The organism is Kitasatospora sp. NPDC058492 (assembly GCF_042720685.1).
In the GTDB taxonomy this organism is placed as follows: domain Bacteria; phylum Actinomycetota; class Actinomycetes; order Streptomycetales; family Streptomycetaceae; genus Kitasatospora.
This window is the reverse complement of sequence record NZ_JBHXMU010000025.1, coordinates 1-13,919: the sequence shown is the minus strand read 5'-3', so window position 1 is coordinate 13,919 and position 13,919 is coordinate 1. Positions and strand designations below refer to the sequence as shown.

The following is a 13,919-nucleotide window of genomic DNA, read 5'->3' as shown; positions in this document are numbered from 1 at the left end:
CGCGGACAAGGGGTCAGCCGGTGATCGCCCCGAAGATGCTGATGCCCGCCAGCACCACCATGATCGCCGCCGCGACCCGGATGATCAGCTTCATCGGCACGTACTTGAGCAGCTTCTGCCCGCCCACGATGGCGAGCCCGCCGACCGCGCACAGCGCCAGCCACGCGCCGAGGCCGACGGCCAGCGGATCGGCGTACTTGGCGGCCAGGTTGGCGGTCATGATCTGGGTCAGGTCGCCGAACTCGGCGACCGCGACGACCAAGAAGCTGGCCCCGGCCACCTTCCAGAAGCTGTTCGAGGACGGCTCCTTGGCGGCGTGCCCTTCCTCGTCGTCGCCCCCGCCGTGGAAGAGCAGCATGGCCGCACCGGCCAGGAACAGCACGCCGGTGACGCCCTCGACCCAGCGGTGCGGCAGCAGCGAGAGCAGGTGCCCGGCGGCGAGGGCGAGGACGACCTGAACGCCCATCGCCGCGGCGACACCCGCGAAGACGTAGCTGGCACGGTACTTGGTGCCGAGTACGAGGCTGGCCAGCGCGGTCTTGTCCGGCAGTTCGGCCAGGAAGATGATGCCGAACGTCAGCGCGGCCACGGTCAAACTCATCAGAAAGGGTCCCTCGGTCGGGCTGCCCGGCCTCCGCAGGTCCGTCAGGGGACGCTTCGGCCCGACAGCACTGGTCATGGTCACAGCACTGCGGCCGAAGGTCTCGCCGGCACTGACCCCGGAGGATCGGGTGCCCCGGGCGCCGGGCCCGTGAGGGCCAGTATGTCGACGGTCCGGTGGAGGGCTACTCCCCTTCAACGTGCTCAAGGGTACCCGACCGCGTCCAGTCCCCAAGGCGGCCCGGTACCCGCCCCCGTCCGGTACCCGCCCCGGCCCGGTCCCCAGCGCTCACCAGCCCCCGCGCTCACCGGCCCGCGCTCACCAGCCCCCGGCCGACCAGCTCCAGCACCACCACGATCGCCACCGACTCCACCGCCAGCAGCCCGACCAGCACGAACAACTGCACCGCCCCCGCCTGGACGGGCGAGGCGCCGCCGAGCAGCATGCCGACGAAGGCGCCGGGGAGGGTGACCAGGCCGACCGTCCGGGTCTGGTCGAGGGCGGGCACCAGCGAGGTCGCGGCGGCGGTGCGGCAGATCTCCAGCCGGGCGTCGCGGTCCTCGAAGCCGAGCGCCAGGGCCGCCTCCACCTCGCCGCGGCGCTGCCGCAGTTCGTCGAGGGCGCGCCGCCCGGCCAGCGAGGTGGCGGTGAGCGCGCCGCCGATCAGGATGCCGGCGACGGGGATGACGGACAGGCCCTTGGCCGGCAGCAGTCCGACGGCCAGCAGCAGGGCGAGCACCGGCAGCACGCCGGCGCCGATCGGCGCGGCCGCCCAGACCCAGTCGGGGCCGGGGGTCATCCGCCGCCCGGCGGTGCGCACCGCGACGGTGAACATCAGCAGCACGAACAGCGCCGACCACCAGAGCGAGCCGACCACCCAGCTGATCACCGCGGCGACGGCGGCCAGTTGCACCACCGCGCGCAGTCCGGCCCGCAGCACCGCGTGCCCGTGGCCGAGCAGGCCCCGGCCGGCCACCGCGACGGCGGCCAGCAGCAGGACGGCGGTGACCACCCCGAGCATCGGGGTGACGGGCAGCAGCTGACCGCCCGCGGCGGACAGGGGCACCGGTGTCAGATCCAGCTGGTGAACCACATCCGGTCCTGCCAGGACGTCATCGGGATCACCTCCGCCGTGTACAGCGGGTAGAAGAAGGCGAAGCAGGCGACGATGGCGAGCACGATCAGCCCGGCGCCGGCCGCGCCGATCCGGCGGCGTTCGGGGCTGCACCCGGCCGGGCCGAGGATCGCCCCGAGCATCTGTGCGACGGCCAGGCACAGGAACGGCACCAGGACGACCATGTAGAAGGAGAAGACGGTCCGCTCCTGGTACTGGAACCAGGGCAGGTAGATCCCGGCGACGGCGCACAGCACGGCGCCCGAACGCCAGTCCCGGCGGAAGAACCAGCGCCACAGCAGGTAGACCAGGGCGAAGCAGGCCGTCCACCAGAGCAGCGGGGTGCCGAGGCCGAGGATCTGGGACGCGCAGCCGCCGGTGGCGGTGCAGCCGTGCTGCCCGTTCGGGACCTGCTCCCAGTACATGGAGACGGGACGGCCGACGACCAGCCAGCTGAAGGGGTTGGACTGGTAGGTGTGCGGGGTGCTCAGCCCGGTGTTGAAGTCGTACATCTGCGAGTGGTAGTGCCACAGGCTGCGCAGCGACGCGGGCACCCAGCTCATCGACACCTGCGGCAGCGGGACGCCGAGGAAGGTGTCCGGGGACAGGCCGGGGCGGCCGTCGGCCCAGTGCCGGTCGTACCCGCCCTCGCCGTTGCCGCCGCTGGCGAGCCAGCCGGCCCAGGCGCCGACGTACACCACCAGGGCGGAGCCGACCATGGCGAGGAAGGCGGGGACGGCGTCGCGGCGCAGCATCGAGCGCCAGGGGCGGCGGGCGCCGGCCCCACGGCGGCCGGACTGGTCCCACAGGACGGTCAGCAGGCCGAAGGCGGCGAGGATCATCGCGCCGTTCCACTTGACGGCGCAGGCGGCGCCGAGGAGCACCCCGGCGGCGATCCGCCAGGGGCGCAGGCCGAGCCGGGCGCGGTCGCCGTCGGTGACGCCGGCCAGCCGGGCGCGGACGTGGTCGCGGTCGATCAGGAGGCTGCCGAAGGCGGCGAGCACGAAGAACATCTGGATGCCGTCGAGCAGCCCGACCCGGCTCATCACCAGTTGGAGGCCGTCGACGGCCATCAGCAGGGCCGCGGTGCAGCCGATCAGGGTGGAGCCGAAGAGCCGGCGGCCGATCCGGGCGAGCATCAGCACGGTGACGGTGCCGAGCAGGGCGGTCATGAACCGCCAGCCGAAGGGGTGCATGCCGAACAGCTGTTCGCCGATCGCCATCACCCATTTGCCGAGCGGCGGGTGGGCGATGAACTCGGGCGCGGAGGTGAGCGGGATGTGCTGCGGGACGGCCAGGACGTCGGTGTTGGCGTGGTCCGGCCAGCTGCCCTCGTAGCCCTGCCGCAGCAGCGACCAGGCGTCCTTGGGGTAGTACGTCTCGTCGAAGACGAAGGCGTTGGGGTAGCCGAGGTTCCAGAACCGCAGCAGGCCGGCGAAGAGCGCGACGCCGATCGGCCCGAGCCAGCCGGACCAGTCGGCCGACAGGCGGAGCAGCCGGCCCCGGGCCGGTGCCGGGGCGGCGGGGGCCGGGGCCTGGGCCGCCGGGGGGTGCGTGAGCGCCGCTTGCGTCATTGCCTCGCCGATTCGCCTGTCTCCTGTGCCGGCCGGGTCTCCTGTACCGACCGGGCCGGGCGGCCAACAGCCACTGACACTATGTGGCGGTGGTCGCGAAGCCAAGCGCGACGGGCGCCGGCCAGGTGACCCGGTCGGCGCCCGTCGGCACGCCTGTTCGATCGGCGGTCACGCCGCCGTCCGCAACTCCTCGTCGGCGGTCACGCCGCCGTCCGCAGCCCCCCGTCGGCGGTCACGCCGCCGTCTGCAGCTCCCGGACGACCGTGGTGCGGACCACGGCCGGGGCCGCGTTGTCCTGCTCCGGCGTGAGGTACGGGCGCAGCCGCAGCGCCAGGACGACGACCAGCAACGTGGAGCCCGCCATGGCCGCGAGGTAGAGCGGCCAGGTGCCGGAGCCGACCAGCAGCACGCCGACGGCGGGGCCGACCGCGATGGCGATCTGCTTCACCAGGGCGTACCCGGAGTTGTAGGTGCCGAGCAGCCGGGCCGGGGCGAGGTCGGCGACGATCGGGCCCATGGTGGGCGCGAGCAGCGACTCGCCGACGCCGAACAGGGCGTAGATCGAGACGATCGCGACCGTGGCGGCCATGGTCTCGGTCCGGATCAGGCCAGCCACCAGGGCCATCGCCCAGGCGCCGAGCCAGACCACGCCGGCCGCGGCCATCGCGGTGGTGCGGCGGCGGCGCGCGGTGATCCGCACCATGAACATCTGCAGGACGACGATGGTCAGCGCGTTGGCGCCGATCGCGAAGCCCAGGGTGGAGGGCGGCGTGCCGACGGTGTCGGTGGCGAAGGCCGCGACGCCGGACTCGAACTGGCCGTAGCAGGTGAAGAAGATCAGCCCGGCGAGCGCGCAGAGCCGCAGCATCGCCTTGTCGGCGACCAGCGCGCGCAGGCCGGTCGGGCCGTCGCTCTTCTCCTGGAGGGGAATCAGCGGGTTGGCCGGCATCCGGGCGGTGCCGGTGACCAGGGCCAGGCCGAGGAAGGTCGCCGCCTCGATGGTGAACAGCCGGGTGAGGCTGGCCGGGTCGGCGACGTTCACGATCTGGCCGCCGACCAGGGCGCCGATGCCCATGCCCAGGTTGACCAGGGTGAACTGGAGCGCGAAGGCGTGCGAGCGGGTCGCGGCCGTCGAGCAGCGGACGATCATCGTGGCGAGCGCCGGCTGGCAGGTGGTGACACCCGCGCCGAACAGGAAGGAGGAGACCAGCAGGGCCGGGGTGCCGGTGGCGTGACCGAAGGCGAACGCGCCGGTGGCGGCGAGCGCCGTGCCGGCCAGCAGGACCGGGCGGGGCCCGTACCTGTCGATGCCGCGACCGGTGAACGGGAGGACGGCGAGCGCCGCCAGCGCGAAGACGGTGAACACCATCCCGGCCGCCAGCGAACCCAGCCCGCGCACTTGGTCCACGTACACGAACATGTACGGCATCGTGAAGCCGCTGCCGAACGCGCTGAGCGCGTTGCCGATCTGGACGCGGCGCAGCGGGCCGCCCGCCCCGCGTCGCTGCCGCCTCTGCTGCTTCACCGTGCCGGTCACCGTGCACATCCCTTCCTGGATTCAACTGGATACTCTTAAGGTCCAGAAGATTTCAGAGCTAAAGTTTGACAAGATAAAGTCTTAGCACCAGAAGAGTGTTGAGTCAAAGGCTTAAGGGATTCACGCCTCCGTGCGACACTGGTCCGCATGACTACGGACAAGCCCGCGCCGGCCACCGCCAGGGAGCTCGGCATCGCCGAGCAGGTGGCCGTCTACCAGCGGGAATTCCCCACCGTGGACCCCCAGGTGGAGACCATCGTGCAGACCCTGTCCCGGGTCGCCCGACGGATGGGCGTGGCCTACGACCGGCAGCTGACTGTGCTGGGAATCACGGCCGCCGAGTGGGAGGTGCTCAAGGCGCTGGTGGTCTCCGGCAGCCCGTACCAGCTCGGACCGGGCGAGCTGGCCAAGCGGCTCGGGCTCACCCCGGCCGCGATGACGCACCGGATCGACCGGATGGTGGCCGAGGACCTGGTCACCCGGGAGCGCGACGAGACCAACCGGGTCCGGGTGATCATCGAGCTCACCGACAACGGCCGCGACAAGTGGCTGGAGTCGATGCGGATGGCGGCGGTGTTCGAGGAGGAGCTGCTCCAGGACGTCACGGGCGAGGAGCGGGCCGTGCTGTCCGCGATCCTGGCGCGGATGCTGCGACGGATCGAGGAGAGCCGGCCGGACGCGCTCGGGCGCACCGCCGACCCGGCCTGAGCCGCGCGCCCGGGTTGCACTCCCGGATCGCACGCCCGGGTCGCGCCCCCGAAACGCAACGAGTCCGGCCCGCCAGGGGTGCTCCCCCGGCGGGCCGGACTGCTTGGTTCAGGTGCTGCGAAGGTCCGTCAGGCCCTCAGCTCATGCCGCCCGAAGGGTCAGCAGGCGCCGTTGTCGGTCCAGACGCCCCACTGGCCGCCCTGGCTCGGGTCGTCGCCCTTGGTCCACCACTTGTTGGTGTAGTAGTGGCCCTTCCACGAGACCTTGGTGCCGCCGGCCGCGTAGGTGGTGTTGGCGTCCCAGCTCGGGGCGGCCGGGCAGCCGGCCGGCGAGGTCGGGGTGCCGGTGGGGGTACCGGTCGGGGTACCCGTGGGGGTGCCGGTCGGCGTGCCCGTGGGCGTGCCGGTCGGGGTCTGGGTCGGGGTCGCCGTGCTGCTCGGGGTGCCGGTCGGCGGGGCCGGGCAACCGGCGGCGGAGCCGTTGGTGGCGTTCACCATCGTGTCGAACAGGCCGGTCTTGGTGCCCAGGTCGTACAGCGAGAAGGCGAAGGAGCCGCCGAGGCCGTTGCAGTGCGCGTAGTCCAGCTTGGCCTGGATCGACCGGGTGTCCTCACCGCTCCAGAAGGTGTTGCCGTCGTAGAAGTACGTGGCCTTGGCGTCGTCGTCCCAGAAGGTCTTGGACGGGTTGTCGACGAAGCCCGCGAGCTCCTTGTACATCTGGATGCCGGGGACGTTGCCGGACATCGCCGCGCCGGTCGCCGGGCTGGCGGCGGGCTGGAACAGGCCGTTCTTGCCGTTGTTCTGGACGCCGGTCCAGCCGCGGTAGTAGAACGGCACACCCATGTTGATCTTGTTCGCGGGGAAGCCGCCGGGGATCCCGTAGTCCGCGTCGCCGACCGTCCACGCCTTGATCGCGTTGTCGATCGAGTACTTGCCGTGGCCCGGCTTGACCGGGGTCGACGGGTCGTTCGGGCCCGCGTAGAGCGCGGCCTGGTGGTTGGTCGGCCCCTGGGCGTCCCAGCCGCCGTGCATGTCGTAGGTCATGACGTCGAGGAAGGTGAGGTACTGACCGATCTTGTCGGTCTCGACGTTCATGATCTTGTCCTGGCCGGCGCCGACCGCCGCCGACAGGGCGTAGGTCTTGTTGTCGGCCTTGCCCTGGGCGTCCAGCTGGGTGCGGAACTCCTTCAGCAGCGCCGTGAAGTTCTGCTTGTCGGCCGGGCTGGAGATGTTGCCGGTGTGGCCGCCGCCGCCCGGGTACTCCCAGTCGATGTCGATGCCGTCGAAGACACCGGCGCCGGTGCCCGGGCCGCCGTAGCCGGCGTCGCTCGGGAGGTTGCCCTTGATGAACATGTCGAGGCAGGACGAGACCAGGTGCTTGCGCGAGGCGTCCGTGGCGGCCGCCGGCGAGAAGTACTTGGAGTAGGTCCAACCACCCAGCGAGAGCAGGATCTTGAGGTTGGGGTTCTTCGCCTTCAGCTTCTTCAGCTGGTTGAAGTTGCCCGCGATCGGCTGGTTCCAGACGTCGCCGACGCCGTCGACCGAGATGTCCGCGCCGAAGCTCTTCTGGTAGTCGGCGAACGCGTCGGCCGCGCCGTCACCCGCGTTGGGGTTGTTGTCGTTCGTGTCGGCGGCCTTGGTCGCCTCGAAACAGCCCAGGTCGGTCGGGTGGATGTTCCCGAAGTCGTAGATCAGGTAGTCGAGCTTCCCGGCCACGCCGGTGTCCTGGATCGTCTTCGGGTAGTACGCGTTGGCGTAGACCGACCACTGGTCGTAGTAGGCGACCTTGATGCCGCCGCTGGTGGCGGCCGCGCCGGTGGTGTTGGTGGTCGCGGCGTTGGCCGCGGCGCCGCCGGTCAGCGCGAGGCCCGCGCCGAGCAGCACGGAGGCGGCGGTGCCGGCCGCGACGGCGGCCAGGCTCTTCGGGCGGCGTCGACGGCCGCCCGTCGGAGCCGGGGTCCCGGCCCTTTCAATGCGTGAACGCAGCATGGGTGCGTGACTCCTGGTTGTGGGGGTTTGCGTCGTCCCGTGGGGATGCGCCCGAGGTGGGGTCGGGCGACCGGGACATGACAGCTCAGTGCGGGGAATCGTGCGGGGAATCGAGCGGGATCAGCGGGATCGGGCCTGGACGGACACCGGGATGTGCCGAACCGGCGCCCGCGGCACGAGGCCGTTGACGCCGGTTCAGGGGCTCCCTGCACCTGGGCAATAAAAATGGACTAGACCAACTCCCCCGTCAAGGGGTCCCGTTGGGCCTTGAGCCGCGCTTAAGGTTCGGCCCCCGCCGGACACCCGCGCTGACCTGCGCGCCAGTAGCGGGAGTCAGTAGCGCAGCGCGTTCGCCACCACGGCCTTCAGGCTGCCCGAGAGGTCCCGGTTGCTGCGCGCGGTGGCCTGGGCGCTCCGGCCGGCCGCCACGTCCTGGACCGTCACCGCGGTCGCGTCCTGCACCGAGCCGGAGTCGTCGGTGAAGTCGACCTGGATCACGTACCGGTACGACTGCTGCCCGTGGTTGGTGACGGTCAGCTCCACCTGCGCCCTGCCGTCCGAGCCGGTGCTCACCGCCCCGACGGCCACGTCCCCCTTGGCGTCCAGCCCGCCCTTGATCCCGGAGACCGCCGAGGAGGCCGCCGACACCGCCGCCGAGGCCCGCGCCTCCGCCGAGGCGATCACCGCCCCCGCCCCGCCCGCCACCGAGGCCAGCGCCGAGGCGGCGGACGCGGCGGCCGAGGCGCCCCGCTCGATCGCGGCGGAGGCCGAGGTGGCCACGCTGCTCGCGCTCTTTCCGGAGGAGCAGCCCGCCAGCGCCACCGCGGCGACCATGGTGGCGGCCAACACCCCGGCCACCGACCGGCGTTGGCGGCGCACCGGCGGCGCGTCCAGGTGCCGTGCGGTGACCCGCGGCCTCGAACCGATCCGGGTGAGCGGCTGGCGGTCCATGCGGTCCAGGCGGTCCATGCGGTCCCTCGTTTCTGCCTCGGCGCCGGGCTGCCCGGCACGCCTCCCCGCCCACCCTCCGAGGGCCGCCCGGGGGCCGCCAGCAGGACTGGTGCCTCCGGGTGACCCGGGCTAGCAGGCCGGCGCGGGCCGCCCCCGGACAGGACCTGGGGCCGCCGGCGCGTCAGGACAGCCCCGAGCCCTCCTGCGCGTCCGCCTCCATCGCGGCCCGCTCCTCGCGCAGCCGCACCACGTGCCGGCGCCGCGCCACCACGCCGTACGCCCCGGCGACGGACCCCGCGAAGGCCGCCAGGCCCATCCACGGCCGGTCGAGGACGTGGCAGGTCAGGTGGTCCAGCGAGTACCGCCCCGGACCGGCCAGGCCGAGCGCCAACCCGGCCGCGCCGAGGAAGGCCGGGTACTCGTAGCCGCCGGAGGTCGCGAAGAAGCCCCCGGGGGCGTGCACCGCCACCGCGCCGGCCATCGTCCCGGCCACCACCGCGCCGGCCGCCCCGGTGGCCAGCCCGGCGACCAGCAACACGCCGCCGCCCGCCTCACCGGCGCCCGCCGCGATGGCGCTCTGCCGGCCGGGGTGGAAGCCCATGTGCTCCATCGCCTGGGCGGTGCCCTCCAGGCCGCCGCCGCCGAACCAGCCGAACAGCTTCTGGGTGCCGTGCGCGATCAGCACCCCGCCGACCGCGCCGCGCAGGGCCAGCAGGCCCAGGTCCTTACGGTTCAGACACATGTCGCATCCTCGCTCCCGGGCAGGTGATCCGACTTCCATGGGAGCCGAGAGCGCGCACCCGTTCGAGCCGGGACGGCCATCCGGGCGAATTCGCCGGCGACCGGGAATGAACCGCCCCCCGACGAGATTCACGCCACGCCCGACCGCGGGGCGTGGCGTGGCGGAGCGGCCGCACCAGCCTCCGCGGTCATGCTTGGCGCATGTTCGTCTTCAATCTGAGCAGCGCCTTCATCACCTTCTTCGCCGTGGTCGGCCCGCCCAAGGTCCTGCTGGCCTTCGCCCGGCTGGCCTCCACCCGGAGCACCCGGGAACTGCGGCGGCTGGCGGCGTGGAGCACGGTCATCTCGGCGGTGATCGGCCTGGTGCTCGGCTTCACCGCGGACGAGGTCACCACGCTCTTCCACATCAGCGACCAGTCGCTGCAGCTCGCCGGTGGGGCGATCTTCTTCATCTACGCGGTCGCGCTGGTCTTCGGCGTCCACCTCGGCGGCGAGAGCGAGGACGGCGACCACCTGCCGAACCCGATGGTGGACGGCATCCGCGAACTGCTGCTGCCGTACATCGCCAGCCCGCTCGCGGTCACCGCCGTGCTGGTCGCCTCGCTCGCCCGCAACGACTGGGGCTGGAAGGCCACCATCGGCGGGGCCTACCTCGCGGTCGTGGTGATCAACTACGTCTGCGTGGCCCTGCTGGCGCCGCTGATGCAGCGCACCCACCGCACCTCGCTGGAGGTGCTCTCCCGGCTGCTCGGGCTGCTGCTCGCGGCGGTCGGCGTGGAGCTGTTCCTGACCGGCCTGGCCGGGCTCGGGGTGCACATGCCCGAAGGGCACTGAGCCCGGCCGCCGCCCGTCAGACCGCCACCCGTCAGACCGCGGCGGCCGCCAGCCGGGCCAGCACCTCGCCGATCCGCTCCCGCACCAGCGGATCGGCGACCAGCCCGTCCGGGCCGACCGCCCCGCGGTCCAGCGGGATGCGGACGCAGGCCCCGTCCACCACGGCCGCGCCGGTGTAACCGAGGACGGTGCGCAGGGTGGCCTCCGCGCCCTGACCCCGGCCCGGGCCGGCCGCGTTGATCCAGCCGGCGGGCTTGTCCGCGATCTCCGTCCCGCCGACCGTCCAGTCCAGCAGGTTCTTGAAGGAGCCGGGCAGCGTCCCGGCGTACTCGGGGGTGCAGACCAGCAGCGCGTCGGCGGCCTCGACGGCGGCGCGCAGGGCGGCCACCGGCCCGGGCAGCGGGTCGGTGTCGTGGTCCGGGTTGAAGTGCGGCAGGCCGGCCAGCCCGGCGTAGTAGGTGGCCCGCAGGCCCGGGGTGGCGGCGGCCACGGCGGCGGCGGTGCGCAGCACGGTCTCGTTGGTGGAACCGGCCCGCAGGCTCCCGGGCAGCAGCAGGATGTGACGCTCGTTCGGCATGCCGAGGAACCTACCGTTCCGGCCCCGGGCCGCTCGGCGGCCGTGCCGGCGCCGTGGCGCCGCGCCGGGGCGACGGCACTACGGCTTCACAGCTCCACGGCGCTACGCCCCGGCGGGCGCGACCACCGGCCGCCAGGGCACCGGGCTGGAGAGGATCATCGAGCTGGACGGCTGGCCGTAGCCGCCGAGCCGGTCGCACAGGGCCTCGAAATCGGCCATCGTGGGCACCGCGACCAGCAGCGCGCAGCAGGCCCCGCCGGTGACCCGGTGCAGCTGGAGCACCTCCGGCCAGGCGGCCACCTGGGGGTCGCGCAGCACGCAGCGCGGGCCGTAGCACTGGATCTGGACCAGCGCGGTGATCGGCAGTCCGGCCCGGCTGAGGTCCACGTGGGCGTGGTACCCGGTGATCACGCCGTCGGACTCCAGTCGGCGGACCCGTTCGGCCACCGCGGGTGCGGACAGGCTCACCCGGCGGGAGAGTTCGTTGTAGGAGAGCCTGGCGTCGGTCTGCAACTCGGCCAGCAGGCGGCGGTCGACGGCGTCCATGGCGGCTCCCGGAGTGACTGGAATGGGTGGTTTCGCGATCGTAAAGCGAATCGGCCGAACGCCTCGCGAACGACAGCCCGGATCGCGGTTGCGGTGTCCGTCGACCATTCAACCGGGGGGTCGCACCGCCGCACAATGGGCACCCCGGTGGAACCAGGCCGTCCGTCTGGTCGCCGGTCCGGGCGACGGGCCCGGGTGGATCAGGAGGAATCGGGATGGGGCACGACACGGTGGAGACGCCCAGCCTGTCGTTCGGTCGGCGCGGGGAGCCGGATCGGGGCACCCCGTACGCCCGCTACGTGTGCCTGGACGAGCTGCACAGCCTGCAGCACCCGCGCAGCAAGGTGCCGGCCGAGCTGTCGTTCATCGTCACCACGCAGGTGATGGAGCTGCTGTTCGACCTGCTGCGGCACGAGTGGACGCTCGCCCAGCGCGCGCTGCGCGAGGACGACCTGCCCACCGCGCTGGCCGCGCTGCGGCGCGGCACCCACGCGCAGGACGTGCTGGTGGAGTCCTGGGACCTGCTGGCCACCATGACGCCGCAGGAGTTCAACGGCTTCCGCGCGGAGTTCGGCCAGGCCTCCGGCTTCCAGTCCGCGGCCTTCCTGCACCTGGAGTTCCTGCTCGGCAACAAGAACGCCGCACTGCTCGCGATGTACGACGGGATGCCGCGGACGCAGGCCGAGCTGACCGAGGCCCTGCGCTCCCCCGGCCTGTACGACGACGCGCTGGCCCTGCTGGCCCGGCGCGGCCTGCCGCTGCACCCGGAGCCCTCCGAGCAGCGCTACCGCGCCAGCGACGAGGTCGCCGCGGCCTGGCGCCTGGTCTACACCGACCCGGAGCACGCCGACCTGCAGCCGCTCGCCGAGGCGCTGCTGGACGTCGCCGAGCGGGTCACCCGCTGGCGCCAGCGCCACCTGTCCGCGGTCAAGCGGACCATGGGCGGCAAGCCCGGCTCGGGCGGCTCCAGCGGGCTGAGCTGGCTGCGCAGGTCCGCCGAGCAGGACGTCTTCCCGGAGCTGTGGACGATCCGGGACGAGCTGTGAACGAGGGGATGGGCATGGTCACACGCGAGGAGTGCGCGGCGCTGGACGCCGTCGACCCGCTGGCGGCGTTCCGCAAGGAGTTCGCCCTGCCGGACGGGGTGGTCTACCTGGACGGGAACTCGCTCGGCGCGCTGCCGGTGCGCACCGCGGAGCGGGTGCGGCAGGTGGTCGAGGAGGAGTGGGGCCGGGAGCTGATCCGCAGCTGGAACGACGCCGGCTGGTTCGAGCAGCCCTACCGGCTGGGGCGGCGGATCGCCCCGCTGGTCGGGGCCGGCCCGGAGGAGGTGGTGGTCTGCGACACCACCTCGGTGAACCTGTTCAAGGTGCTCGTCGCCGCGCTGCGGCTGCGCCCCGGGCGGCGCACGGTGCTGGGCGACGGCGAGGCGTTCCCGACCGACCTGTACATCGCCGAGGGCGCCACCGGCCTGGTCGAGGGCGCGCGCAGCGTGCTGGTCCGGCCGGAGGAGCTGGACCGGCACCTGGACGGCGACGTCGCCGCGGTCGTCCTCTCGCACGTGGACTACCGCACCGGCGAGCTGCTGGACCTGCCCGGGATCACCGCCCGGGTGCAGGCCGCGGGCGCGCTGATGATCTGGGACGTCTGCCACTCGGTGGGCGCGCTGCCGGTCGAACTCGGCGCCGCGGGCGCGGACTTCGCGGTCGGCTGCACCTACAAGTACCTGAACGGCGGCCCCGGTTCGCCGGCCTTCCTGTACGCCGCGGAGCGGCACCTGGCGGCCGGCCCGCGGCAGCCGCTGAGCGGCTGGTTCGGGCACGCCCGCCCGTTCGCCTTCGAGCCCGGGTACGACCCCAAGCCGGGCATCGGACGCTTCCTGACCAGTTCGCCGTCACTGCTCGGACAGGCCGCACTGGGCGCGAGCCTGGACGTCTGGGAGCGCGCCGACCCGGCCGCCGTCCGGGCGAAGAGCCTGGCCCTGACCGACCTGTTCATCGGACTGGTCGAGGGCCTGGACGGGATCGACGTGGTGACCCCGCGCGAGCACGCCCGGCGGGGCAGCCAGGTCGCGCTGCGACACGCCGACGGCTACCCGGTGATGCAGGCGCTGATCGCGCGCGGCGTGATCGGGGACTTCCGTGCGCCCGACCTCATGCGGTTCGGCTTCACCCCGCTGTACCTCTCGTACACCGACGTCTGGGACGCGGCCCGGGAGCTGGCCGAGGTGCTGGCCGGCGGGGAGTGGCGGGAGGAGCGGTTCTCCCGCCGGGGCGAGGTGACCTGAGGCCCGGCGCCACGGCCCGGGCCCGGCGCGGTCCGGGCCTGGCGTCGGCGGACAGTCCGTCACGGGACAGTGACGCAGGTCATGTTCAGGTAAAGTTCGACCCCCATCATCCTTGGGAAGCCTCCCGGTTGACTCACCGTCAGCCGCAAAGGGAGGTTTGCATGAACATCGAACTCGGACCGCTTGAGCCCGAACCCTTCATGCTGGCCCTGGGGTTGACCCTGCTCTTCCTGATCACGTGGACGCTGGGCCACCGCCTCCTCCCCCGCGTCGAGCGGGCCCAGGCCGAGCGGTGGGACGCGACCGGGGGCCGCACCGAACGCGCCGACGCCATCCGCGCCGAAGCCGAGGCCGGCCGGGTGGTCGGCGAACCGGTGCACGCCGTCGCCGCCGGCCGCCGCACGGTGGACCGCTTCTTCCGCTCCCGCTGAGCCGCCGTCGGCCCCTCGCCCGTGCTGGGC

The 13,919-nt window shown here is 72.9% G+C and carries 14 protein-coding genes; 5 read left to right on the top strand and 9 right to left on the bottom strand.

All coding sequences use genetic code 11. From position 1 onward, the window contains the following. Positions 1-13 precede the first annotated feature (13 nt). The 4 genes from ACFWPI_RS18260 to ACFWPI_RS18245 all read right to left on the bottom strand — a co-directional run bounded on the left by ACFWPI_RS18260 (position 14) and on the right by ACFWPI_RS18245 (position 4,826). Positions 14-604 (bottom strand): TMEM165/GDT1 family protein, encoded by a 591-nt coding sequence (locus ACFWPI_RS18260; protein ID WP_063351072.1) that lies wholly within the window; start codon positions 602-604, stop codon positions 14-16. Between the two features lie 301 nt (positions 605-905). After that, the gene (locus tag ACFWPI_RS18255; protein ID WP_380370612.1) at positions 906-1,622 is read right to left on the bottom strand and encodes an ABC transporter permease; all 717 of its coding nucleotides are present in this window, start codon (positions 1,620-1,622) and stop codon (positions 906-908) included. Positions 1,623-1,672: 50 nt separating this feature from the next. Continuing rightward, positions 1,673-3,289 carry a dolichyl-phosphate-mannose--protein mannosyltransferase gene (locus ACFWPI_RS18250; RefSeq protein ID WP_380370468.1) on the bottom strand — a complete coding sequence of 539 codons (1,617 nt, stop codon included), beginning with the start codon at positions 3,287-3,289 and terminating at the stop codon, positions 1,673-1,675. A gap of 232 nt (positions 3,290-3,521) precedes the next feature. Next, complete coding sequence (locus ACFWPI_RS18245; RefSeq protein WP_363372327.1) at positions 3,522-4,826, bottom strand: MFS transporter; 1,305 nt, start codon at positions 4,824-4,826, stop codon at positions 3,522-3,524. A 147-nt stretch (positions 4,827-4,973) separates the two neighbouring features. On the opposite strand from ACFWPI_RS18245, the gene ACFWPI_RS18240 reads away from it, so the two are divergent. Continuing rightward, complete coding sequence (locus tag ACFWPI_RS18240) at positions 4,974-5,534, top strand: MarR family winged helix-turn-helix transcriptional regulator (RefSeq protein ID WP_380370463.1); 561 nt, start codon at positions 4,974-4,976, stop codon at positions 5,532-5,534. Positions 5,535-5,692: 158 nt separating this feature from the next. Here ACFWPI_RS18240 and ACFWPI_RS18235 read toward each other — a convergent pair whose 3' ends face one another. From ACFWPI_RS18235 to ACFWPI_RS18225, 3 genes are all read right to left on the bottom strand, one after another. Continuing rightward, the gene (locus ACFWPI_RS18235; protein ID WP_079135560.1) at positions 5,693-7,522 is read right to left on the bottom strand and encodes a glycosyl hydrolase family 18 protein; all 1,830 of its coding nucleotides are present in this window, start codon (positions 7,520-7,522) and stop codon (positions 5,693-5,695) included. A 333-nt stretch (positions 7,523-7,855) separates the two neighbouring features. After that, positions 7,856-8,491: a hypothetical protein gene (locus ACFWPI_RS18230; RefSeq protein ID WP_380370460.1), complete on the bottom strand. Its 636-nt coding sequence runs from the start codon at positions 8,489-8,491 to the stop codon at positions 7,856-7,858. A gap of 163 nt (positions 8,492-8,654) precedes the next feature. Next, complete coding sequence (locus ACFWPI_RS18225; RefSeq protein ID WP_063347410.1) at positions 8,655-9,215, bottom strand: DoxX family protein; 561 nt, start codon at positions 9,213-9,215, stop codon at positions 8,655-8,657. A gap of 200 nt (positions 9,216-9,415) precedes the next feature. On the opposite strand from ACFWPI_RS18225, the gene ACFWPI_RS18220 reads away from it, so the two are divergent. After that, a complete protein-coding gene (locus ACFWPI_RS18220; protein WP_063347411.1) occupies positions 9,416-10,048 on the top strand; it encodes a MarC family protein in 633 nt (210 codons plus the stop codon). A 31-nt stretch (positions 10,049-10,079) separates the two neighbouring features. On the opposite strand, the gene ACFWPI_RS18215 is transcribed toward ACFWPI_RS18220, so the two are convergent. Continuing rightward, positions 10,080-10,625 (bottom strand): NADPH-dependent FMN reductase, encoded by a 546-nt coding sequence (locus ACFWPI_RS18215; protein ID WP_380370457.1) that lies wholly within the window; start codon positions 10,623-10,625, stop codon positions 10,080-10,082. A gap of 102 nt (positions 10,626-10,727) precedes the next feature. After that, on the bottom strand, positions 10,728-11,171 hold the full coding sequence (locus tag ACFWPI_RS18210; protein WP_063347413.1) for an Lrp/AsnC family transcriptional regulator: 444 nt from the start codon (positions 11,169-11,171) through the stop codon (positions 10,728-10,730). A gap of 215 nt (positions 11,172-11,386) precedes the next feature. Here ACFWPI_RS18210 and ACFWPI_RS18205 point away from each other — a divergent pair, with 215 nt between their 5' ends. From ACFWPI_RS18205 to ACFWPI_RS18195, 3 genes are all read left to right on the top strand, one after another. Further along, on the top strand, positions 11,387-12,217 hold the full coding sequence (locus ACFWPI_RS18205) for a tryptophan 2,3-dioxygenase (protein WP_380370455.1): 831 nt from the start codon (positions 11,387-11,389) through the stop codon (positions 12,215-12,217). Between the two features lie 14 nt (positions 12,218-12,231). Next, on the top strand, positions 12,232-13,458 hold the full coding sequence (kynU, locus tag ACFWPI_RS18200) for a kynureninase (RefSeq protein ID WP_380370452.1): 1,227 nt from the start codon (positions 12,232-12,234) through the stop codon (positions 13,456-13,458). Between the two features lie 161 nt (positions 13,459-13,619). Further along, positions 13,620-13,889 carry a hypothetical protein gene (locus tag ACFWPI_RS18195; RefSeq protein ID WP_380370449.1) on the top strand — a complete coding sequence of 90 codons (270 nt, stop codon included), beginning with the start codon at positions 13,620-13,622 and terminating at the stop codon, positions 13,887-13,889. Positions 13,890-13,919: the final 30 nt, after the last annotated feature.

What these genes read in the sequence shown, in the direction of transcription:
- ACFWPI_RS18210 (WP_063347413.1), bottom strand. Translation starts at nt 11,171, where the DNA reads ATGGACGCCGTCGACCGCCGCCTGCTGGCCGAGTTGCAGACCGACGCC.
- ACFWPI_RS18220 (WP_063347411.1), top strand. Translation starts at nt 9,416, where the DNA reads ATGTTCGTCTTCAATCTGAGCAGCGCCTTCATCACCTTCTTCGCCGTG.
- ACFWPI_RS18225 (WP_063347410.1), bottom strand. Translation starts at nt 9,215, where the DNA reads ATGTGTCTGAACCGTAAGGACCTGGGCCTGCTGGCCCTGCGCGGCGCG.
- ACFWPI_RS18240 (WP_380370463.1), top strand. Translation starts at nt 4,974, where the DNA reads ATGACTACGGACAAGCCCGCGCCGGCCACCGCCAGGGAGCTCGGCATC.
- ACFWPI_RS18230 (WP_380370460.1), bottom strand. Translation starts at nt 8,491, where the DNA reads ATGGACCGCCTGGACCGCATGGACCGCCAGCCGCTCACCCGGATCGGT.
- ACFWPI_RS18250 (WP_380370468.1), bottom strand. Translation starts at nt 3,289, where the DNA reads ATGACGCAAGCGGCGCTCACGCACCCCCCGGCGGCCCAGGCCCCGGCC.
- ACFWPI_RS18195 (WP_380370449.1), top strand. Translation starts at nt 13,620, where the DNA reads ATGAACATCGAACTCGGACCGCTTGAGCCCGAACCCTTCATGCTGGCC.
- kynU (WP_380370452.1), top strand. Translation starts at nt 12,232, where the DNA reads ATGGTCACACGCGAGGAGTGCGCGGCGCTGGACGCCGTCGACCCGCTG.
- ACFWPI_RS18215 (WP_380370457.1), bottom strand. Translation starts at nt 10,625, where the DNA reads ATGCCGAACGAGCGTCACATCCTGCTGCTGCCCGGGAGCCTGCGGGCC.
- ACFWPI_RS18255 (WP_380370612.1), bottom strand. Translation starts at nt 1,622, where the DNA reads ATGCTCGGGGTGGTCACCGCCGTCCTGCTGCTGGCCGCCGTCGCGGTG.
- ACFWPI_RS18205 (WP_380370455.1), top strand. Translation starts at nt 11,387, where the DNA reads ATGGGGCACGACACGGTGGAGACGCCCAGCCTGTCGTTCGGTCGGCGC.
- ACFWPI_RS18235 (WP_079135560.1), bottom strand. Translation starts at nt 7,522, where the DNA reads ATGCTGCGTTCACGCATTGAAAGGGCCGGGACCCCGGCTCCGACGGGC.